The organism is Paenibacillus sp. JCM 9796 (genome assembly GCF_055379675.1).
In genome coordinates this window covers 3,550,723-3,573,498 of sequence record NZ_AP043723.1, presented here as the reverse complement: position 1 = coordinate 3,573,498, position 22,776 = coordinate 3,550,723, and the positions used below count along the sequence as shown (strand labels likewise).

Genomic DNA, 22,776 nt, shown 5'->3' with positions numbered 1-22,776 from the left:
TGCCTTTTGGAGATACAACCCTTAAGACAAACAAGTTCATATGATGTAGAACATCCTGTCTTCGTAGCCTTAAGAATTGGTTGGTTTTGAGCAAGCGCGGACGTCCCCGCCTTAAACGCTTTCTATTTATGATGACCATAAGCCTTGTGATGAATAATTCGGAATTCAAAGCCATGCACAAGCACAATGTTCATGTTAAGAAACTAAAGAAAATGAGGTCGATTATGAAAACTGGCTCGCATCTTGGTGGCAATGGCACGCGCAGGCGATGCCTACCGTCCAGATAAAGTACAGACCGCAGCTTTGACCGCAGCCTGATTGTAAGCTCTCTTGGAATTATGTTGTCCGGTTAATCGATTATTGGCTTATTCGCAGGATTTCAAAGAAAGCACGGAGTACCGGATGCGTTGCGCAATAGGGCACCGACCCGTTCCGTTAGAAAGACCGGCCTCCACCCTTTGGATAGGTATGACGAGGAATGAAAGGGCTTAGACCCGTTGAGACATGGGAGCGAAAACCTACAAAGGCTGTGTGGAGAATGCGTGCAACATATGGAATAAAATAGGTGAATCTTTGCTCGCCTCTATTCCTGCATGCCTTCACAACGCTGGTCCAACGGTCTCAGTCTACATAAAATCCGTTAACTATTTTCAACAAGGGTGAAATCCTGCGAATAAGCGAGCATTCGTGTGAAATTAAATCATACTGAGGGAGCGCAATTAATTACTACCATATTAAATGGTTAGAAATAAGCATGTGATATTCCCTCTTCTCCGTATGGTTCCCCGCGCTGTTTGTAACGGCTAACAGTATTTTAAACATTACCTTACAAAGGGTATACTAGTAAGGAAAGGATTGTGGTTTATTATGGCTACAATGAAGGCGGTAGGACTAACCCGATACCTTCCAATTGAAAATCCAGAAAGCTTAGTAGATGTAGTTGTGGAGAAACCAAGAGCGACCGGTCGTGACATTTTGGTCAAAGTTATCGCCATATCGGTCAATCCGGTTGACACTAAGGTACGTGCGCCTAAAGACAGAGTTGAAGAAGTTCCTAAAATTTTAGGTTGGGATGTTGCAGGAATTGTTGAAGAGGCGGGACCGGACTGCTCGTTGTTCCGTCCGGGGGATGAAGTTTTTTATGCGGGCAGCATTACACGACAAGGCGGAAACAGTGAATACCATCTGGTTGATGAACGGATTGTAGGGCGCAAACCAACTTCCTTGAATTTCGCGGAAGCGGCAGCTCTTCCTTTAACCTCTATCACAGCTTGGGAAGCATTATTTACCCGAATGTCGATTTCTCAAGATTCGGGCTCCAACGAAGAAAAATCCCTGCTGATCATCGGGGCAAAGTTTACTATATTGGGATTCTATCTTATCGTCCCATCTTCTCGAATATGATTCGTGGTAATGAGTGCCGTGTATACTCTCGCCATCATAGTTATAGTAGTAAACTACTACAGCCCAAGAGTCATGGCTTTGATATGTAATATCTGTATAATGTAAAAAACCTCGCGGAAGTAACCAAATCACTCGTTCTTCATTAAGCTGATTTAACAATGGTCTGATCTTAGATAAATTCACTTCGTCAGCATTCCTCGAATCAAAAACAGGCTTATTCCCTCTTACTGGTGGCTTCAATAATGGCTCTTGCCATATCAACCTTTCTAATTGCTTATAGTTACTCTCGAAATCTTCTTCTTTAATCATTGCTAGAGCCAACCGACTGTTCATGAAGTCTGGGAGTAAATAATCACCATTCTCTTTAAGTTCCAAAGCAATCGGAATGAACTTATCTTGCTTAGTACTTCCATAGACTTCAGGAGTAATTATTCTAGTCTCAGTCCCAACTCCCCCGGCTCTATCATTAGCTCTCTCGCAATATTTTTTATCACAAATAACTAATACCTTATCAGCTTTCCTGATACTATCTTCCATGAAATGAAATCTATCATGTCCTATCTCAAGATCCCATTGGTCAAAATAACAAATACACCAGTTTCAGAGATTAGCTTTTCTGCTAGAACACGAACCCAATTTTTATGTTGATCCGATGTCCAACAATACGAAATAAATACCTTAGGAATATCTTCCTCACTTACCATGTCTTAATAACCCCCTGCAATTTTATAGTGAATATTTTACCATATTATATACAGTAAGAAAAAAAGCAGAGATGATGTTACTCTCTGCTACGCCAATACACCTCAACTATTAGTCTTTCCTGACTAACAGTGAGTAACAATCCACATGCATAGTGGAGTGCTACTATAAAAATGCAGTCGAAAAACACCCTCGTATGAAATAAAATGAAAGCTGACGAGGGGACGAGATACAATGAATCGGTACGACAAAGCATTCAAAGAAGAAGCAGTACGATTGAGCGATGAGATTGGACCAAAGAAGGCTGCCGAGCAGTTAGGCGTATCCTACTATACCTTGCAGGAATGGAGAAAGCGAAGAACCCTGCACGGCGACGGAGCGCATATCGGGAGCGGACGCGCTTATGCATCTGCCGATAAGACTGCGCGTGAAATCGAATTAGAAAGAGAAATTGGCGAGTTGCGCCGCGCGAATGAAATTCTCAAGGACGCACTCGGTTTTTTCGCAAAAGACCGGAAGCGGTAAAGGCATGCCAGCTCTATGTTTACATCCGTAAACGACGGGATCGATGGACCGTCAAGGAGATGTGCGAAGTACTTGCTGTCAGCGAATCGGGCTATTACCGTAGCTTGAAGCCCACACCGAAACAGGAGCGGCAGCAACGCCTTCTGGTCAAAATCAAAGAAATCATCGGTGAACATGAAGACAATAGTAATTACGGTGTCCAGCGTATTCTACTGGCGCTGTCACAAATAGAGATCACGACCAGCTACAGCACCGTCTATCGAATTATGAAAAGGCACGGCCTGCTGAAGAAAGCCAAGCGTCATCCAAACGGCGTTACACGCGAGGATGCCGAAGCTCAAAAGAGCGAGAACCTGATCCAGAGAGACTTCAGATCCTCAGCACCCAACCAAAAGTGGCTATCGGATATCACCGAAGTTCCTTGTTCAGACGGCAAGCTATATCTGTCCGCTGTACTGGATTGTTACAACGGAGAGATCGTGGGCCTCGCCATGGACGACAACATGCGCAAGGAGCTTTGCATCCAAGCCTTTGAGAACGCCTGTAAAGCGAGAAACGCTCGCGGAATGATTTACCATAGCGATAGAGGCAGCCAGTTCACGAGCCATGCTTTCCGGGAGAGCCTGGCTAAACGTGACGCCATTCAAAGCATGAGTGGCACAGGGCGTTGCTATGATAACGCAAGGATGGAAAGCTTTTTTGCTACGCTTAAGAAAGAGAAGCTATACAAGATCAACACGGAGCGCTATCCGATGGCCTATATTAAATCGATCATCTTCAGATACATCATGGTCTACTACAACAGACGGCGGATCTACACCTCTAATCCAGGGGGCTGGCCGCCAGTTATTTATCGCGAAAGAATGCTGTCACAAGCAGCTGCGTAACTGGATTTCTACATGAGTGTGTTTTCAAACTGCACTTTTATTGACAACTCCATAGACTTGACCAAGGAATATCATTATATCAATTATATGGGATGTTTAGATTGGCTTATCAGTCAAAGCTAACAGTATCTTGAAATTTGCTTATTGTTTTTGCACCAACACCTTTAATAGTACTTATATCATCCAAACTTAAACGTCCTTTAGCTACACGCATTTTCACAATTTCTTTTGCCATATTTCTATTAATATCTAGAACAGCCTCAAGTTCATCAAGTGATGCTGTGTGAATATTCATTTTCTCCGATACTCCTTTTTGGGGTTCATCATGATATTCAAGAATACTAGCGCAAATTAAATAAATGTGAAAAACAGCCTTAATAGCTTCCGCTCTAGATAGCTGAGCGTGGACACCTTTATTGGTCAACTTATGCAATCTTTGTAGATAACTACCAACAAAATCGACATGAGTCTTAGCTAGATCTCTATTACTTTCACTTGAAATGGATTTATCCATAAAAGCCCATACTCTATTTATATATTGATTTCTTCCTAAAGAGCGCCCATTGTATAGTTCATCTGTTGCAGGAGATAATTCATCAGCTAAATTTTCTATGAGTCTTCTACAAGAAGTTAGGGCATGTGACCACTCCTCTGGATTATCAGTAGACACTGATTTAAATGCCTGCATTAATTTCTCTGCGAGTTCAGGGTTAATATCAAGTAATTTATCATCAATAGCAATTTTCAAAATATCAAAAGCTGATTGTGGAGCGTCAGAAAAAGCGAGCGTATTGTACAATAAGGATGCTTTTTCATGTGCTGTCTTTCTGACATAATTCAAATGATTATTTAAATTGTTTTTATAGAAAGTACCATCATTACCTTTCTTTGTTCTTACAAGATCGTTATATCTCTCCTCTATAAATCCGATATTTATGTATCCCCCACCTGATTTATTTGCTTTTACATTTAGCTCTTCAAGTGAGCAATGTTCATCTATATCTACTTCCAATTTTTTTAGTTCTTCTCTAACTTCTGTTAACTTCTTTATATTAATCTTAGTTTTGCTCTTATTCGTTGCAACTAATATTTCAATATAGTTCTCCAGAGGTTTAATATACTTAGTATTTCCCATTTGAATTTCGCACCAAATAATACAACTCTCATCGTTGATCATTTTTGATACTCTCAATAACTTTTGAATACCAACAAGTACACTAGCCTTGGAACTTTCTAATTCTTTTATAGATTCTTTTAGCACGATAATAGCTTCTTGAGTAGTTTTTGATTGCATTCAGCTATCCCTCTCCCCTAGAATAATAACTCAAAATAGCTGATTTCTAAAAACTCTCACTATAATTGAGCTTCTAATAACAATATCCAAATTTATTCATTCGACATAATCCTACCATATTTTCCAAAGTAGGAGCACGAAATTTCTGCTTACATTTCCGTATATAAGTAAAAAAGAGTAGGGATTTCTCCCCACCCTTTAATCTTATCCGCCAATACATCTCAACTATTAGTCCTTCCTTACCAACAGTGAGCAACACTCCACATGTGTCGTATGCTGTAACATAATATTTTAGTACGCTACTATTAGATGATATTAAAATAATTCCGATTGATCACTGGTTTATTTTGAAGATTTACAAATTACCGTTTCCTACTTCTGGACGCTCCCGCTTGGGCTACACCCACAACTTTTATATCAATTCCCTCCTGTCTTCATCAATATTTTTTACTACCGAAAAAAAAAGTATCAACCGATCGCATTTGGAACATGCAGGATAGTCGGCCATTTGCAACATAGAATTGAAACGCATAGTGACAAGGCGGTAATGCCATGTTCTCCACTTCTGCAACGTTCCATGCACTAACCAAGTGTCTGCGAGAATCGGGATTAGTCTTTATTTGATGAATCAACTTTGAGATCTGATCCATAACTTGACCGTTTGGCGCTTGCCACGTTCTCCACTGAGCGCCATAGACTCGACCGAGATTTCCTTCTTCGTCAGCCCATTCGTCCCATATCGTCACACCATGGTCACGTAAATACTTTACATTCGTACTTCCGCTTAAAAACCACAACAGTTCATGAACGATGGATTTGATATGAAGCTTCTTTGTAGTCAGGAGCGGGAAGCCTTCTTTAAGATTCATTCGCATCTGTCTACCAAAAACGGAAATCGTCCCTGTACCCGTGCGATCATCCTTCTTTATTCCATGATCTAAAACATCCCTAAGAAGATCTAAATAAGCTTTCATTATTCACCTCATAAGATAGAACTTTGCGCCGTGACGAAGGCATTTAATTTTCCCTTGATCAAGTCCCTCTATTTTTTCAAAAGTCGTTCTGTCCACCTCACTACCATCTCTTATTATATTCATAATCTCTGAAACTTGAAAGCCAACTCCGATTAATTCTGCTCGGAATGTTCGAATCAACTGTGAAGAGCTGACACCCTATTGTAAGCTTCGACTTCTGTTACGGAATCTATCATGATACCTATGCGTTCTTTTTGATATGGGAGCGATTCCTTGGCGTTTGTGTCCGCAATAACGGACGACTTTTCGATGGTTCAACTCTTAAGCAGGCTCCACCCTGGACAACGCCATACAACCGGCCACAATCAGGACGCCTCCTGCTATTGTGACAATGCCCGGAACTTCGCCCCAAAACAGAAAGCCCCGCATCGCATTATAGACAATCCCGATATAGCGGGTGACCTCCACGACAACGGCTTTCTCATGGGTGAACGCTTTGGTTAAATACAGCTGCAGCCAGCATCGCGCTCAAAACACCGACAAAAGCGTAAACCGAGTAGCTGGAGTAGTCGAACGGCTTGACCAACAACAGCGCGCCGATGAATATGATCGGTAAAATCAGCGCGATCTTCCCGGATATGTTCTCCTTCAGGAAAATGGCCGACATGATGATGACAAAGATCGGCGACAAATGCGCCAATATGCTGGCGTCCGTAAGCGGGATTTTGGAAATGGTATAAAAATAGGCAATTAAATAAAGCGCGCCAAGCACGCCCCGCAAGACGAGCATAGAAATCCCGCGCCTTGAGAAAGCAACCTCGCTATGGCGCATCATGAACCAGATTATGACCGTGCCGATCAACCCTCGGAAGAAGGCAACCTTCGATGAAGGAATCGTAGAACTGACTTCTTTAACCAGTGCATTCATCACGCTAAAAATAAGGGAAGATAGCATTGCAAAAATGACGCCGTTTTTCATTTACCCTCGACTAAGATTTTATTTTACCGGTTACCCGGCAGCGGAAATCAACAAACGCGTGTAGGCGTGCCGGTCTTCGCTAGTGATCTGATCGCTTTGGAACCGGTCCACAATTTGTCCCTCTTTCATCACGATGATCCGGTTGCTGATCATTCGAACAGCCGTTATATCGTGAGAAATGAACAAATAGGACATCCCGAGCTTAACCTGCAGGCTCTTCAGCAGCTTCAGGATTTGGGCTTGCACCGATACGTCCAGACTGGAGGTCGGTTCATCGCAAATGAGCAGCTTCGGGTTCAAACTGATTCCGCGTGCGATCGCGACGCGCTGTCTCTGCCCGCCGCTCAGCTCATGCGGATATCGCTCCACATAATCCCGATGCAGACCGACCATCTCCAGCAGCTTGGCGGCTGTCTCTCTTCGGGATTTCCTCGTATCGGCGAGGAACGGAGGAATCACGCTGGGGAAATTATCGAGCGGCTCCATGACGGAACGCCAGATGGGAAGCCGCCCGTTCAGCGATGCGGTGGGATCCTGGAAGACAACCTGAATATGCTGTCTCATTGTGCGTAACGCTTTGCCTTTCAATCCTGTGAGGGACACACCCTGAAACCTGATATCCCCCTCGTCCGGCCGTTCCAGAGCAAGCAAAAGCCGCCCTAGCGTGCTCTTCCCGCTGCCGCTTTCGCCAACGATGCCAAGACATTCTCCTTCTCCGATATGCAGCGAAACGCCTTGCAAAGCGGCAATCTTACGGCCGTTACCCGTGTATGTTTTGCTGATCCCCTCGACGCTCATCAGTTCATTCATACCGGTCCCCCTCCTGCCCGGTGCATGGACTCAAATAGGTGTTCATCGTCTTCCAGGTCGAAGTCCGGCGGGATTTCCGAAAGAAGCGGCTTCGCATTCAATAACATTCGCGTGTACGGATGCTTGGCGCGTCCATGAATCGCCGACGACGCCCCCCTTTCGACGATCATGCCGCTGCGCATGACCGCAACGTTATCCGCCCGCTTCATGACGTGATGCAAATCGTGCGAGATGAACAGAACGGCGCAGCCGATCTGACGCTGCATCCGGTCAAGCAGATCGAGAACTCGTTCACCCGTCAGCACATCAAGCGCAGTAGTCGGTTCATCCGCGATCAGAAGCGCAGGCTGAAGCATCATGCCCGCTGCCAATGCGGCCCGCTGAAGCTGCCCGCCGCTCAATTGGAACGGATAGCTGTCAAACGCGCGTTCCGCCGGCAGGCCAACCTGCTCGAGACATGCCAGGGCCGCCGCTTTCGCCTGCTTATACGATTGTTTGCGATGCGTGCGAAGCGTCTCCACCAACTGGCTCCCCATTTTCATAAAGGGCGTGAAGCTTCCCTGATAGTCTTGAAATACGTACCCGATATGACTGCCGCACAGTTTTCTCCGCTTTGGGGTCGGCCACTGCACAATGTCTTCGCCCTGAAACAAAATCTGTCCGGCCGCCACATGCATGGATTTCGGCAGTAACCCCAGGATGGCTCCGGCCGTCACACTTTTCCCGCTGCCGCTTTCCCCAACCAGAGCGACCGTTTCCCCCGGATGGATGTCAAACGATATATCCTGAATAATGGAATCGACACCGGTTTTATGTCTAATCTGGACGGTCAACCCGTTCAATTGCAGGACGGGATTTGTCGGGGAAACCGGCGCTTCGAAAGATTGCAAGCTTCCGTCCTCTTCCCTGACCCCGCTTGCTTGACGTTCAAGCAGTTGCATATGCCGCCTCCTTTCCGTTTGTTAAGCCAAAAACTATTGGCCGCGAACATCAAGGATGTCCCTCAGCCCTTCTCCGATCAAATTCAGGGAAATGACGACCAGCATAATCGCGACGCCCGGATAGATCATCAGTTGAGGAGCCGTCTGAAAATATGTGCGTCCATCGTTCAACATAGCCCCCCATTCCGGTGACGGAGGCTGGGCGCCCAGGCCCAGGTAGGACAACCCGGAAATGACCAAAATGGTTTTGCCGATATCCAATGCCCCAAAAACCAGAACCGGCGGAATGATTTGCGGCAGCAAATGCCGTCTCAGGATCGTCCACATGCTGCAACCGGCGACGCGAGCCGCCCATACATATTCCTTCTCCCGCTCGGATAGTACGATACTTCTAACCACTCTTGCATACCCGATCCAGTTGATCAGCACGATGGCTATAATCATGTTTTGGAGATTGGGGCCCAGAAACCCGGATATGGCGATGACCAGCATAAAGTCTGGCAGAACGCTCATCCCGTCGACGATCCGCATCAGGAGGGCATCGACGCGGCCGCCGATATAACCGGATAACAATCCTGACGGAATGCCGATCAGCATCACCATCACGATGATAAGCGCCGAGATGCCAAGCGTCGTTTCCGCTCCCGTCACGAGTCTGGTGAAGAGGCATCTGCCCAAATGGTCCGTGCCGAGAGGGTATTCCCAGCTGGGCGGAAGGAGCCGCTCCGACATGTTTACGGTGACCGGATCGTTCGCAATAAGAAAAGGACCCGCCAGCGTTAAGATCAGCACGGCAAGCAAAATGCTCATGCCGGTCATAACCATCGGATCGCGCAGCATGCTTCCGAATACCGTGGGACGGGCATGCCGAGTGAATGGGACCGCTGCAGAACCAGAACCGTTCATGCCGTTCCCCCCTTGTGCAGGCGAATCCGGGGATCAAGGATGCCATAGATCAGGTCGACGACCAGATTTATGATAATAATAAAGGCTCCGCACAGCATCAGATATCCCTGAACCAACGGATAATCCCGCTGGAATATGGCTTCAACCGCCATACTTCCCAAGCCTGGCCAAGAGAACAAGGTCTCGATGACAACCGAGCCTGCAACCAAACTGCCGAAAGTCATGCCAAATACCGTCAATACCGGGATGAGGGCTGCACGCAGCGCATGCCGGAAAAATATACGCCACTCCGAAATGCCTCTTGCCCGCCCCGCGCGTATATATTCCTGGGACAAGCTGTCGAGCATGCCGGAGCGCAGCAAGCGCGCATGTACCGCCGCCAATCCGAAACCAAGCGAGACGGAAGGAAGAACGAATTCACGCCAGCCGCCGTGTCCCATTGTGGGGAACCATTGCAGTTTGAAGGCAAAGATATAAATCATGATGAGACCAACCCAGAATAGCGGCATGGAAGCGCCAATAAGCGCAAATATTCGTCCCAATTGATCGGGAAGACCGCCCGGAAATTTCGAAGCCAGCATGCCGAGAGGCACGGCAAGGAGGAGCATGACCGCTAAACCGCCCATCGTTAGCTGCACGGTTGCGGGGAGACGATCCGCCATTTCGTCCAAAACCGGCTTCCCCTTAATTAACGAATCTCCAAAATCAAGCCTGAGCAAATTAGACATCCATTCCAAATATTGCACGTATATTGGCCGGTTGAGGCCGAGCTCCTCCCGGAGCGCGGCTTCATCGGCTTGCGTTACATGAACTTCGTCCGCCCGTAATAACCGAAGGACAGGATCCCCGGGCGCGAGCTTCATCAAGGAAAACGTCACCAGCGATAATATAAACAGGACGACAACCAATTGCAGCATCCGCGCTTTGACCAGTCTCAGCACATTACTTCACATCCATCTTATGGGTCACGATATAGTACTCTTCCGCACCCGGCTTCCAGTCGGTAATTCGCTTGTTGAGGCCCACGATGACATTGGGATAAACCGCATAAGCATGCGGAACTTCTTCCTTGATAATGGCTAATGCTTCCTGCGTGATTTCGTTGCGCTGTTGCACATCGCTAGTCGCGTTAAGACGTGTAATAACCGCAGTCAACTTCTCAATGCTGATATTCCCCGCATTCAGCGATCCCCCCGGCATCAATGCCGAGTTCAGGAAATAGCCCCCGTCGCCGCGGGGCGCGGACAAGTTGCTGAAGGTAACCATATCCCAATTCTTGTTCTCGCGTAAAAAGGTGTCGATGTTCTCTACGGTTTGAATGTTGATCGTAACCCCGGCTTTCGCCGCATCCGACTGCAGCAGCTGCGCGATAAGCGGCAATTCGGGACGAGCTTTGTAAGTCACGATTTCCAGCGTCAGCGGCTTGCCGTCCTTCGCCAGCTTCCCGTTAGCTCCCGCGGTGTACCCCGCTTCTTCCAACAGCTTCTTCGCTCCCTCTATATCCAGCTTCTGGACCGGATCTTGGCTGCCAAAAGGAAGACGTGTGTTGAAAGGTCCGTTGGCCGGTGTAGCATTCCCGAGCATGATGTTTTTGGCGATGCTTTCACGGTTCAGCAGCATGTCCAGCGCCTTGCGGACCTTTACATCCTTCACGGCTTCCCGACTCGGGTTGAAGAGCAGGAAATGGACGCGAAGTCCTGCTATCGTTTCGACGGTTAAGGCACTGTCCTTTTGTACGGAAGCAACGCTTTCGGCCGGAATCTGGGTGGCAATATCGGCTTCCTTCGACTGCAGCGCCAGCGCTCTGACATTACCGTCCTCATTGAACTTAAATGCGACTTCGTTCAACTTGGCAGCCCCATCCCAGTAACCGTCGTAACGTTCTAATAAAATCTCCACGTTCGGCGTAAATTTCTTCACCTTAAAGGGTCCCGTACCGACCGGGGCCGCGTTGAAGGCTTGCGTTCCCATTTTCTTCTCGGCTTCCACACTAATAATGGCCGAGTAAGGATTGATCAATTCCGAGAGTAGGGCAGGATGCGGCTCACTTGTCACAAGGGTCAATTCCTGCCCGGCCGCTGCCATGGAAGCGATCTTCAGCGCGCCTTTCAGCGACTTGCTCGCAGCGATTGAACGTTCCAGCGATGCCTTGACGGCTGTCGCATCCAATTTCAGTCCGTCTTGGAACGATACGCCGTCGCGAATGGTGAACTTCCAGGTCTTATTGTCCTTGGTCTCCCACTTTGTCGCCAGCCATGGCTGAACCTCCAGCTTCTCGTCCAGACGGACCAGCGTTTCAACAACCCCTGCCTTCAACACAATATAGTCATTGGCAGGATCAAGACTGCTGCTTTTAAAATGATAAATCAGCGTTGCTTGTTTAACTTTGTCAGATGCGTTCCCAGCCTTACCGCCGCTATCTGAAGCCGGTTGGGCATTCCCGGGAAGCTGCTCCTTCTGGCTGCAGCCGGCCAGCGCGATAACAACAACTAGCAAGCATGCATACAGAAGAACAAGTGTGCGTTTGGAATTGAACATCCATGTACTCAAGAACGGTTTCTTCCTTTCTATGCTATCGTTCTCATTCTGGTTTTATGTCGACACAAACCTCATTATAAACGTAATTATTACTATTTGTAAATGTAATTATTACGATTATTAACAATGAGTACAGGACCGATTATTTTTTATTGTACCGGTTCAGAAGACGTACGCGCCCGAGCTGCTTCTCGTTATTTGTCCATACCAAGAAAAAAACACCCGGCTAAGCGCTGGCCAGGTGTCTCGCTAATATCGGGATTGAAGTTATTCACATTCCGTTGCAGCAGGCTGCCGCTCATTCCAGTTTTGCAGCGAACCCTTGATGTTCGCTTCCTTCTTCTCCCCAAAATATTCGAAGGAAATATAGTGTGGGTACCCCCGCCGTTCAAGCTCCTTAATCAGCGTCCGATTATCAATGTCGCCTTCAAAAATAGGTACCGGGGTGCTCTTGTACCAGTTCGAATGATCCCATTTGTAGTTTTTCAAATGCACATGCTTTACCAAAGGATATAAAATGGGCAATGCATCCATTTGATCAATCCGTTCCACATTCAGGTTGGCTCCGTCAAAAACGAGCTGCAGCCGGGGGTGATCCACTTCCCGAATCAGCGTTTGCACGGATTCCGTGTTGTCGGCGAACGTATCATAATGAACTTCCACGGCGATATCGATTTCATATTGATCGGCCATGGACATGACTTTCTTCACGTCGCGCACGATTTGCCCCCATTGCTCCGGCGACGCGCGTCGCGATGAGATGTGCCCTACAAACGTACGAATCAAGGGGCACTTCAGCTGCCTGGCCACATCAAGCAAGCGGTTCATGGCTTTGAACTCCTGCTTCAAATCCTTCTCGCCTGAAAACCCGCCCGAGAACGTGGTGTATCCGCTAATAGCGGGAACCTCGAGTCCGTACTCCTGCAATCGGGCGTATAACTTATCCAACGGGCCATGTTCCTCCTGGTACCTTTCAATGTGCCCCATCCACAGCTCGATCCCATCAAACCCAAGCGGATGCGCCCACTCCAACACTTTTTCGATGGGCCAATCTTTAAATCCCGAAGTGCATACGCTTATCTTCAAGCGGATTCCTCCTCCTGATATTCATGTCTTCATAAACGGAATCGTCCGATTCATGCTTCCCTAACCTCGATGCTCAATTGGTTAAGCACGGCGTTTCTCATCACATCGCTCGGCGCCTGCTGACCCGTCCATAATCGGAAAGACAAAGCCCCTTGATGAACAAGCATGCCTACGCCCCGATGCACATTAGCGCCGATTTTTTGCGCCTCCTTAATCAAGGCCGTCTCGTAGGGATTGTATATGATATCGCTTACGGTCAATCCCGGATGCAGCAGTGACGGAGCCAGAGGCATATGGTTCACATGAGGGTACATCCCTACCGGAGTTGCATTGATCAATAAATCGATGTCGGCCAGCCCTCTCTTCTCCATAACCGTATCCGTTACCGCTTCGGCCTCCACCCGCAAGGCCAACTGCTTCGCCAAGCTGTGCGAGCAGTCGGGCCGCGGGTCGAAAATATGCAGCCGTCCGACTCCCGCACGCGCCAGCGCGGCCGTAACGGAGCGCGCAGCTCCTCCTGCCCCGAGCACAAGCACATTCAACCCGGATACATCGATGCCGCAATCTTCCTGTAACGACTGAATATATCCGGTTCCATCCGTATTAAATCCGATCAGGCGGCCCCGGTCTAAGGAGATGGTGTTTACAGCGCCGATATCGCGCGCCAAGTCGTCAACCTCATCGAGCAGCTCCATAACCGCAACTTTATGCGGAATCGTGACGTTAACTCCCCGGAATCCAAGCGCTTTAATTCCGGAAATCGCGTCTTTTAACTCATTCGGCGGAACCGGGAAAGACACGTACTGATAAGGTAAGCCCAAAGCTTGATACGCCGCATTTTGCATAACCGCAGACATGGAGTGCTCGACGGGATACCCTAATAGCCCTGTCCATTTGGTTTGATTGCTCGTCATGACATCACTGTTCCTTTTTCTAATGCTCACCCTTGCATAAGCTGCGGTATTCGCTTGCCGTCATGCCTTCATGCTTGCGAAAAATTTTATTGAAATAAGAAGGATTATAGCCCACCTGCTTGGCGATATCATGAATCTTCCAATCCGTGGATCTGAGCAGTTCTTTCGATTTGTCGATTCTAACCTTGGTCAAAAAATCGATAAACGTCGTCCCGACAATTTGCTTAAAGCCCTTGCTTAAGCGGACGGGGTGAATGCCCAGCTGATCCGCGCATACTTCCAACGAGATATCGTTCATATAACATGTATCAATCGTATCAATCGCACTTTTTACGAAAGACTTTAATTGTGAATCCTGCGTTTCCGAATATTCCTTGGCGAAGGGCGCGAGCACTTTATCGTTGAACCATACGTGGATTTCATCCTGCTCCCGCTTTTTGACCAGTTGCTCGAATAAATTTTCTCCCTTGTAAAGATGATGAGGATTAAACCCGATTTGAATGATCGTCTGAAGTATACTGCCCAACAAATATAACGCCGACTGTAAAAGAGCAAACTCGGTCGTCCGATGGTCCCTCATATCTTCGAAAAATTGACCGATGAGTCTGCCCGCTTCCTCCCCGTCTCCGCGGCGAACCGCAGAATGAATCTCCTTTTCAAGTTGAAACGGATAATAGGAGGCATTGGTCATGGGAGGCAGGAATTCATCCATGTCCAGTACCTGATTGTTTTCCTCCAAAGTACGAAATGGCAGCGTTTGTCTGACTTCCTGCAGCACGTTCGGAATTTCACCGATCAAATCGGTCGATTTCCCGATGCTGATGATCACATTCAATTTCAAAAGCGCATTCAGCGTCGCGGTGATTTCATCGGCTAATTTAAACAGCTCGCTCTTGAATTGGCGCCAATGCTTCTCCGCCGGAAAAGCAACCATCAGTCCGATCGTTAAATCCTGAAAGTTAATGACGGCAGGAGCATCCAATTTACTGCAGGCTAATTCTTCGATAATGTTGGCTGCGGCAAACGTAATCAGTTGTCTATCCTTTTCCAGAAAATTGCCCGGAGAGTTAAAGAAGCCAACCAGTTGTACAACCATGATGGAAAAGCATTTCTCATCGACGTTCCAGCCGAAGTCAATCATGCGATCCCGCAGTTCTTTTTCTGTAAACGAATACAAATGCCCTTGAACGAGCTGCAATAAGAAGCCTTCTCTTAGCATGGACGACTGCTCTTCGATACGGAATTGCAAGTAATGGCTTTCGTGTATCAGCTGCTGCCACTGGTTCTTGATGAAAGAAAACTCGTCCGCTTCTCCGCCGTGCTTCCCGGAACCGGTTTCCCGGAACATGTTGACCAGATGATGAATCGGGCTGTATAGGCGCACCGAGCCGAACCAGGACAGAAAAATGGCGGTCGCAATGCCGACCCCGCTTACAACCAGGATCATTCTCGACATTAAAAGCACGGGAGCGATTAATTGGGAAACCGGTGTAGCCGTAATATAAATCCAGGTGGAATTCGCTCTGGAAAACTTCCCGTAGGAAACCGAATAATCTTCCTTGTTCCACTTCAGGATAAACGAATCGGCCTCCGTACTTCGCTTGAGCACTTCGTTGCCTAAAAAAACGGCCTGATCGCTTGGCGCTTGCACACCGTCCATTCCCGTCGTTACCCATTCTCCGTTTTCCTTGATAATAAAGGAGGACCCTTTCTTATCAACGGTCAGTTCACTGACCATATCATTGAATTTGGACTCGTTTAAAGTAATGATGAGCGCACCGAATCTGGGCAATGCATGGACTAAAGACAAGGATGTGCCCGCTTTGCGGATGGCTGCTTTCGTCCATAGAATTGACCGGTTATCCTGCAGCAACGTATGATAGATGTGGTTGTTTTCCTCGGTCAGCTGTATGATTCCTTCGTCCTCGGAAACGAGCAAACGCTGCCCGTCCACATACAGATAAACCTGATCGATCAACGTGCTTGAACCTTTAATAATCGATAATGACTTATAGAGCTCTTGCGTGACCAGGAATTGCTTGTAGAAATCGATATCTTTGAGTTTTTCGTCAAACTGCGGATTGAGCGCCCATTGGGAAGCGGTCAGCTCGATATGCGCAAGCTGTTCTTCAATTCGTTCCCGATCCTTCTCCAGCTGACTCCGATGGGTTTGCATCAATTCGTTCTCGATTTGCTCGGTGCCGATAAAGTAAAAGCTTAGACCGATCAAGGCGGCCGGGAAACAAGTGATGATAAGGATAATGATCAATATTTTTTTGTACAAATTGCCTTTACGCATCGCAACACTTTTGTATGACGTCATCCTGTTAATGAGTCTATGCACTATGCTTCGTCTCCATTGGTTTGTTAGAAAAGCTGAAGTCTGCTGCCGCTTGGAAGCTCCAATATCATACTAACTTACGGAGCCGGCATGATCAATCATAAGCTGCCAAGCCGCAGCATTCCAATGAAGCCGTATTCCGGCTTTATTCAGCAATGTCAACGTCAGCGCCAACAGCAGCCTTGACCCGTGCTTTGGTTCGCTTGATCATCACGATGGAGAATGCGAAAAGCACCAGGGAAAGCAGCATAATGGTCAACGAGATCGGCCGCTCGAAGAAAATGCTGAAGCTGCCGGATGACATAGCCATGGACTGAATAAAGGACTTCTCGAACATCGGTCCTAACACAAAGCATAAAAGCAGCGGAACGACAGGCCAACGATATTTATGAAAGATATATCCGATCACGCCAAACAGGAGCGATACAAATACATCGAACATGCTGTTATTGATGGAATATGCCCCGATCACGCTAAGAATCAAAATAATGGGAGCCATGATTCCATAAGGAATCCGCGTTAATTTGGCCCACAGCCCGACTAAAGGCAAGTTTAATACAAGCAGCATCACATTCCCGACAAACATACTTGCAATGATCGTCCAAACAAAGGGTCCGTGCTCTTCAAACAGGGTGGGCCCAGGCGTAAGTCCGTTAATCATCAGACCCGCCAGCAATACGGCGAGCGGCGTGGAACTGGGGATCCCCAGCGCAAAAAGCGGGATAAAGCCCGATGAACTCGTTGCATTGTTGGCCGCTTCGGGAGAGGCGACCCCTTCCATGGCCCCGTGACCGAATCTTTCGGGAGTTTTGGACACTTTCTTTTCCAAGTCATAAGCCAGGAAGGTTGTAACGGCTGCGGAACACCCCGGGAGCAGACCGAGGAAGAAACCAACCAAGCCTCCCCTGAGCATCGAATTAGACGTTTGGCGCAATTCCGACCATTTCGGATAAATATTGCCGATTTTTTGAATCGCGATCGTTTTTGTGTTTTCTTCCATTCCTTTGATCACTTCGGTGATAGCAAACAGGCCAATGACAACGCTGATCATGTCAATACCTGCCGTTAACGGTTCGAAACCGAAGCTGAAGCGCATCTTTCCTCCGGTCAGCCCCATCCCTCCCATGGAGAGCAAATAACCGAAAAGTCCCATGATCAACCCTTTTTTCAAAGAGTTGCCGGACAAGTTAACAATAACGGTAAGCGCTAATACCATGAGCGCAAAATATTCGGGAGGGCCGAATTTTAACGCTTGATCGGCAAGCATCGGTGCAAAAAATACGAGGCCGATGACCCCCATCGTTCCGGCAACAAAAGAAGCTATGGCGGAAATACCGAGCGCAGGTCCGCCACGGCCCTGTTTGGCAAGCGGATAACCGTCCAGGCAGGTCGGGACTGCGGAAACTTCCCCCGGAATATTAAGCAGGATTGCGGTGGTAGAGCCGCCATACATAGCGCCGTAATAAACGCCGGCCAACATAATGATGCCTTCTGTAGGTCCGAGTATCGTTGTGAACGGAAGCAAAATAGCAATGGTGGATGTAGGTCCAAGCCCCGGCAGCATGCCGACTAATGTACCGATTATAGCCCCCCACATGGCCATCATGAGGTTCATAGGCGAAAGGGCTTCTGAAAAGCCGTCTAACAGCAAGTTTATTGCTTCCATCTTAACCTTTACTCCCTTAGCCTAAAAATTTAAAATTCCCTCAGGGAACGGCATTCTGAGCCAATAAACAAAAATCAGGTAAATGACCGCTACTTGAATGGTCGAATAAATCGCCGATCTAAGCAAATTGTAGGAGCCGATGACCCTAAATAAAGCTATGGAAACGACGAACGTGCTAAGGGTATACCCTAAAAATTGAAGTAAAATCCAATAAACAAACATGATGCCTACGACGAGGAGCATCCCGCGCATGATTTTAGATTCGGGGAACTCTACCTTGAAGCGCTCCCCTTTCGCGAAGAGCATGAGCAGGCCGAGTAAGATCAAACCTGCGCCTACAACTCCGGGCAATAGGTAATCCCCGACAAACGTACTTACACGCTCGGGATATAAACGTATGGCTTCCGACACCGATATGCCGCCGAAGACGATACTGATCAGCCCGCCGATACGGTCTGACAACATAGGGTATCCTCCTTTCATTCCATGTTTCCTCCAGCCGGGCAATAGGGAGAACGGTCTCCTGCTTGCCCACGGCTGCCCATCGAACATGCGATCGCATGCTTCCTATAATCGATAGGAACGATTATTGTTTCCTGGGAATTTTCAATGTTTCAGGGCTTACTTTAGCCGCGCCGGCATCCTGCAATAGCCAAGCGGAGGTTGACTGCCAGTCGCGCCAGAACTTCTCTGCTTCATCGCCGGAGATTCCCATAGGTACCACGGCCATTTTCTCCAGCAGTTTCAGGAATTCGGGATCCTTCTGCGCTTCCGAGAACGCTTTCACCAAACTTTGTTTAACAGAGTCAGGGGTATCCTTTTTCACCCAAGCGCCATAAAACGGTCCCCACGGAAGAAACTTCTTCATATCCGGCAACGTTTCCGTAATCGCCGGCACGTCCGGCAGTTCCTTCACCTTCTCATCGTTAACAACGGCAAGCACGCGTACCTTTCCGGCTTTCGCATTTTCGATCGCCGCCGACAAAGCTACGACCGACACGTCAATATGATTGCCGAGCAGCGCCGTGAGAATCGGGCCGTCGCCGTCAAACGGAACCATGTTGAATTTGGTATCGGAGATGGAATTGATCATCGTGGTGACCATGAATGAAAGTCCCCCGGGGCCGCTCGAACCCATTTTAACTTTGCCCGGATTCGTTTTCGCATCCTGTATCAGATCATTCAGCGTTTTATATTTGGAATCTTTCGGTACGGTGATCGTGGCTATACCGCGCCCCATGATGTTGACCGGATAAAATTCATGAAACCCCCGCTCCGAAAGCTGCAGCACGCCGTAGATGCCGGGATTTTCCGCTGAGAACAGCAAGGTGTAGCCGTCCGCCTTTTTATCATAAACGTACTGCGTACCTACCGTGGCGGTTGCGCCGGGCTTGTTCGTGATCGCAATCCCCTGGCCCAGCTTCTTCTCGGCAACCGTGGCTATGGCGCGCGAAACGAGATCGGTTCCTCCGCCCGCTCCGAACGGCACGATGCCCTCGATAGACTTGGTAGGATACTTCGGCTCAGAGCCGTTCGCAGAACAAGCGGTAATCATAAGCATGCTTGCGATTGCCGTAAAAACGATTCCCTTTTTCAAAAACTTTCCTTGGCTATGCAATTTCATTGAATATTCCTCCTATAATCGCTATGGGATGATTAAATGATGGCGCCTTGATCGCGTAATTGCTTTTGCAAGCCCGCTATATCTATATCTTTCGGGGGCACATTCTGCTTACCGCTTAATGCGCACGCTACGCCTGCGGCATGACCTATCGCCATGCATTGCGCCATGACCCTGGTGGAGGCATTGGCATAATGCGTCGTCGAGATGGATCTTCCGGCGACAAGCAGATTGTTTACGTTTCGGGGAATTAAGGTTCGATAAGGAATTTGGTAATCATGTTCCAAATATTTTTTTATCGTTTTGTTCTCTCGGGCATCGTGGTATTCGACAGGCCATGCTCCCCAACAAATCGCGTCTTCGAAGGACGCACCCTGCATGACATGCTCTTCGGTCAGAACAAAATCGGCAATGATCCTCCTTGACTCCCTGATGCCGATTTGCGTAGCGATTTCACTCAAATGGGCACTGCCGAACCCTGGAATCTTATCTTTCAAAAATTTACTGTATTCAATACTCGACCTCCTTCCTTCGATTTCCGCATACGTCATTTCCTTGGCGTTCAATGAAGAAAAATCGGATATCCAGTTCATGTTGCAAATGACGGAGTCGCCCACAGCCGACTCCATAAATACGCCGGCAGTCCGAAATAAATCGTATTCGCCGTCATCGATGCTTTGTTGAACCTTGTCCTTAAATGCTTGCCGCGTAATCGTTTTGGCTTCCTGAACCTTTACGTCCCCCATTTTGAACACGGTGGTCGCCGCCTGAATCTGTCCCTTTTCATTCCCGATTACATAAGGGGCGCCGGCCAGAGCGACAATATCCGCATCGCCGGTACAATCGATATAATTTTTTGAAAATACCCGAAAGATCCCTTCTTTATTCGTAATAATCGCATACTGGATCTTCGCGTGTTCTTGCTTAACCCCAATCACTTGAGTGTGTAATAATAGATGGATATTGCTGTAATTCAACAACACCCGATCGATGGCATATTTCAACAAGTGATGGTCGCATGTATCGGCGCGATGCTGCCCGAAATCGACGCCTTCTTGTACCCCGCCAAGCGCTCTCAACTCATCGAAGAGTTCATCTCGAATACCGCCTATAATCTTTTTTTGCTTGTCGGCCGAGTAAGCTCCGCAAATGGTGCTCACGGCCGCGGCGGTAGCCATGCCGCCTAGAAATCCGTATTTTTCAATAAGCAAAACCTCTGCTCCGCTCTTCGCCGCCCCAACGGCTGCCCCTATGCCCGCGAACCCCCCTCCCATAACAAAAACATCCGTATGGATATCCCCGGCAAATTTCAAACCTAATTCTTGTGCTGCTGCTTCAAACATTCGAACGCCCACCTTATGAGTTATCCTAATTTTTGCTGCGCTTACTTCCCTCGGGACTTTTTGTATGCTTCATTCATTTCCTGGATATATTTCTGAAAGTTAGCATCGGCTTTCAGCTTTTGAACGAATTGATCCCAAGCTTCAATCGGCTCGGTTCCCATAATAATCTTCGTCTTCAGATCCTGGGATTTTTTGTTAACTTCCGGCATGTACTTATCTCCGGTTTCGGAAATAAGATTTGCCGCCGGGTTGGCCACGCTGTACTTCTCCCGTTCATCGAGCGTAAGTTTGTTTCTTTCGTACAAATCCTTCGGAATGCCCGTAGCGAAAGCTCTTAACGCATACTTGTCGTTCGTTGTGAACACTTGTCCGAAGACTTCCAAGGATACGTTATCCTTAACCGCTTGCTCCGTGGAAACCTTCATCCCGTTCACGACGTTGTAATGAATGCCCTCCATGCCGAAGTTCGCGATGTTGGCGATTTCATCCGTAGCTCCTTTATCCATCATGCTCAATATTTGCTTCATTTTGGATTCCGGCACCCTTTTTGAAATCGCATACATACCGAAATGGCCCGTATCCCGTCCGACAAATCTGCCCCCGGGACCCTGTACATAGTTTAATGGATAATAATCGGCTTTCGGTTCAACTTTCCGCAAATCTCTTAGCAGAATCCAGTCCTGGATGACGGCGGAGGAAAAGACGCCTCCTTTTCCCGCCTTCAGCTGATCTTTCATCCGGGAAAGCTTCATGACGGCAAAATCGGGGTTCACCAGACCTTCGGTGTAGGCTTTATTCCACCATAGCAGCGCTTCCCGGGTCCCGGGCAGCAGATCGGGATGAATGATTTGGTCGCCGTCTACTTTCCAACCGTTGGCATGATTAAATACGTCGCGAGCCCAAGTAAAATAACCCATGTTATCGGCTTCCACCATCCCGACAAACCCGGGAGTATCTCTTAACCCGTTGCCGTCAGGATCTTGTTCGGTGAACGCTTTCATGACTTGATACAAATCGTCCATCGTTTCCGGAACTTCAAGATTCAGCTTATCGAGCCAATCCTTACGAACGATTGGAATTCCATACTGGCCCACCGTGGGACGCGCGCGGGTAATGCCGTAAATTTTATTTTCGATTTTAATATTTTCCCAGGAATCTTTCGGAGCTGCCATCAAATTAGGGTAATGGGTAACGATGTCCGTTAAATCCCAGAAAACCCCTTGTTTCACCGCGCTAACAACGTTCGGCGCGAACGGGTTTTCGATCAACAGCAAATCCGGCAAATCTCCGGAAGCCAGGGTCACGTTCATTTTATCCAAGTAATTATTTGGAGAATACCACGTTATGTTCAGCTTGACGTTCAGCTTGTTTTCCAGCTCTATCCATATCGGATTGTCCTTCAAAGGGGGTTCTGCACCGCGGAACGTAGTCATGATGCTTACCTCAAGCGGCTTGTCCGGATTTTGTTCTTTTCCTCCTTTGTTCATCCCGTTTTCGTTGCTTGTGCATGCGCTCAGTACGGAAGCCGTAAAACAAACCAAGACAAGCAGCGCCTTGACTCCTTTTCGACCTCTTTCTTTTCCAGGCATCTTATACCTCCTTGGCAATGTCACATTCATAAGGTAATTGATTTGGCGATTAGCGGCAACCATACTTTTTTTCCAGCCCAAGCTTCGCTAATTCGCTACCTTCCAAGCATGATAGCACTTTTTTTCGCAGCTTCAATCCCTTGAGAAAAAAAATACTATAAGCACATTCAAATTCCTGCGCGGTTGCTCCACGCTCACGGAACTCTGCGGCGATGGCCGGGAGTCAAGGTTTTCAAACCCGTGCCCTTCCGTTATA

General features: G+C 47.9%; 18 protein-coding genes and 4 pseudogenes. 4 read left to right on the top strand and 18 right to left on the bottom strand.

The annotated features are described in order from the left end of the window. Positions 1 to 71: 71 nt before the first annotated feature. Positions 72 to 318, top strand: a pseudogene (locus tag ACZ439_RS17220) (IS110 family RNA-guided transposase); the annotation flags it as partial. Positions 319 to 867: 549 nt separating this feature from the next. After that, positions 868 to 1,353, top strand: a pseudogene (locus ACZ439_RS17215) (alcohol dehydrogenase catalytic domain-containing protein); the annotation flags it as partial. On the opposite strand, the pseudogene ACZ439_RS17210 reads toward ACZ439_RS17215, so the two are convergent. Beyond that, positions 1,282 to 2,108, bottom strand: a pseudogene (locus tag ACZ439_RS17210) (SEFIR domain-containing protein). The pseudogenes ACZ439_RS17215 and ACZ439_RS17210 overlap by 72 nt on opposite strands. 232 nt (positions 2,109 to 2,340) lie before the next feature. On the opposite strand from ACZ439_RS17210, the gene ACZ439_RS17205 reads away from it, so the two are divergent. Together ACZ439_RS17205 and ACZ439_RS17200 are read left to right on the top strand one after the other, a co-directional pair. After that, entirely contained in the window at positions 2,341 to 2,631 is a 291-nt protein-coding gene (locus tag ACZ439_RS17205) for a transposase (protein ID WP_464619971.1), read from the top strand. 23 nt (positions 2,632 to 2,654) lie between these two features. Further along, positions 2,655 to 3,518 carry an IS3 family transposase gene (locus tag ACZ439_RS17200; protein ID WP_464621111.1) on the top strand — a complete coding sequence of 288 codons (864 nt, stop codon included), beginning with the start codon at positions 2,655 to 2,657 and terminating at the stop codon, positions 3,516 to 3,518. Between the two features lie 109 nt (positions 3,519 to 3,627). Here ACZ439_RS17200 and ACZ439_RS17195 read toward each other — a convergent pair whose 3' ends face one another. The 17 genes and pseudogenes from ACZ439_RS17195 to ACZ439_RS17115 form a co-directional block, all read right to left on the bottom strand. After that, positions 3,628 to 4,812, bottom strand: coding sequence for a ComEA family DNA-binding protein (locus tag ACZ439_RS17195; RefSeq protein WP_464619970.1), 1,185 nt, complete (start codon positions 4,810 to 4,812; stop codon positions 3,628 to 3,630). A gap of 461 nt (positions 4,813 to 5,273) precedes the next feature. Beyond that, positions 5,274 to 5,786: pseudogene (gene thyA, locus ACZ439_RS17190) on the bottom strand (thymidylate synthase); the annotation flags it as partial. Between the two features lie 321 nt (positions 5,787 to 6,107). Then, complete coding sequence (locus ACZ439_RS17185; protein ID WP_280531822.1) at positions 6,108 to 6,254, bottom strand: hypothetical protein; 147 nt, start codon at positions 6,252 to 6,254, stop codon at positions 6,108 to 6,110. 13 nt (positions 6,255 to 6,267) lie between these two features. Beyond that, positions 6,268 to 6,765, bottom strand: a complete 498-nt coding sequence (locus tag ACZ439_RS17180; protein WP_054798177.1) for a DMT family transporter — start codon at positions 6,763 to 6,765, stop codon at positions 6,268 to 6,270. 30 nt (positions 6,766 to 6,795) lie between these two features. Beyond that, complete coding sequence (locus ACZ439_RS17175; protein ID WP_054798178.1) at positions 6,796 to 7,575, bottom strand: ABC transporter ATP-binding protein; 780 nt, start codon at positions 7,573 to 7,575, stop codon at positions 6,796 to 6,798. Continuing rightward, the gene (locus ACZ439_RS17170) at positions 7,572 to 8,516 is read right to left on the bottom strand and encodes an ATP-binding cassette domain-containing protein (protein ID WP_054799915.1); all 945 of its coding nucleotides are present in this window, start codon (positions 8,514 to 8,516) and stop codon (positions 7,572 to 7,574) included. Before ACZ439_RS17170 ends, ACZ439_RS17175 begins: the two co-directional genes overlap by 4 nt. A 33-nt stretch (positions 8,517 to 8,549) precedes the next feature. Further along, the gene (gene nikC / locus ACZ439_RS17165; protein WP_464619969.1) at positions 8,550 to 9,422 is read right to left on the bottom strand and encodes a nickel transporter permease; all 873 of its coding nucleotides are present in this window, start codon (positions 9,420 to 9,422) and stop codon (positions 8,550 to 8,552) included. After that, on the bottom strand, positions 9,419 to 10,363 hold the full coding sequence (nikB, locus tag ACZ439_RS17160; protein ID WP_054799916.1) for a nickel ABC transporter permease: 945 nt from the start codon (positions 10,361 to 10,363) through the stop codon (positions 9,419 to 9,421). Before nikB ends, nikC begins: the two co-directional genes overlap by 4 nt. A 1-nt stretch (position 10,364) precedes the next feature. Then, entirely contained in the window at positions 10,365 to 11,972 is a 1,608-nt protein-coding gene (gene nikA / locus ACZ439_RS17155) for a nickel ABC transporter substrate-binding protein (protein ID WP_464619968.1), read from the bottom strand. 255 nt (positions 11,973 to 12,227) lie between these two features. Beyond that, entirely contained in the window at positions 12,228 to 13,046 is an 819-nt protein-coding gene (locus ACZ439_RS17150; RefSeq protein ID WP_127608785.1) for a sugar phosphate isomerase/epimerase family protein, read from the bottom strand. Positions 13,047 to 13,096: 50 nt separating this feature from the next. Beyond that, positions 13,097 to 13,960, bottom strand: coding sequence for a shikimate dehydrogenase (locus ACZ439_RS17145; protein ID WP_127608786.1), 864 nt, complete (start codon positions 13,958 to 13,960; stop codon positions 13,097 to 13,099). A gap of 19 nt (positions 13,961 to 13,979) precedes the next feature. Next, positions 13,980 to 16,259 (bottom strand): helix-turn-helix domain-containing protein, encoded by a 2,280-nt coding sequence (locus ACZ439_RS17140; protein WP_464619967.1) that lies wholly within the window; start codon positions 16,257 to 16,259, stop codon positions 13,980 to 13,982. A 187-nt stretch (positions 16,260 to 16,446) separates the two neighbouring features. Beyond that, on the bottom strand, positions 16,447 to 17,967 hold the full coding sequence (locus tag ACZ439_RS17135) for a tripartite tricarboxylate transporter permease (RefSeq protein ID WP_155615071.1): 1,521 nt from the start codon (positions 17,965 to 17,967) through the stop codon (positions 16,447 to 16,449). Between the two features lie 21 nt (positions 17,968 to 17,988). Beyond that, positions 17,989 to 18,432 (bottom strand): tripartite tricarboxylate transporter TctB family protein, encoded by a 444-nt coding sequence (locus ACZ439_RS17130; protein ID WP_054798185.1) that lies wholly within the window; start codon positions 18,430 to 18,432, stop codon positions 17,989 to 17,991. Between the two features lie 121 nt (positions 18,433 to 18,553). Beyond that, complete coding sequence (locus ACZ439_RS17125; RefSeq protein ID WP_127608790.1) at positions 18,554 to 19,591, bottom strand: Bug family tripartite tricarboxylate transporter substrate binding protein; 1,038 nt, start codon at positions 19,589 to 19,591, stop codon at positions 18,554 to 18,556. A 32-nt stretch (positions 19,592 to 19,623) separates the two neighbouring features. Further along, the gene (locus ACZ439_RS17120) at positions 19,624 to 20,931 is read right to left on the bottom strand and encodes an FAD-dependent oxidoreductase (RefSeq protein ID WP_372814040.1); all 1,308 of its coding nucleotides are present in this window, start codon (positions 20,929 to 20,931) and stop codon (positions 19,624 to 19,626) included. A gap of 41 nt (positions 20,932 to 20,972) precedes the next feature. Continuing rightward, positions 20,973 to 22,520, bottom strand: coding sequence for an extracellular solute-binding protein (locus ACZ439_RS17115; RefSeq protein ID WP_141336530.1), 1,548 nt, complete (start codon positions 22,518 to 22,520; stop codon positions 20,973 to 20,975). Between the last annotated feature and the right edge of the window lie 256 nt (positions 22,521 to 22,776).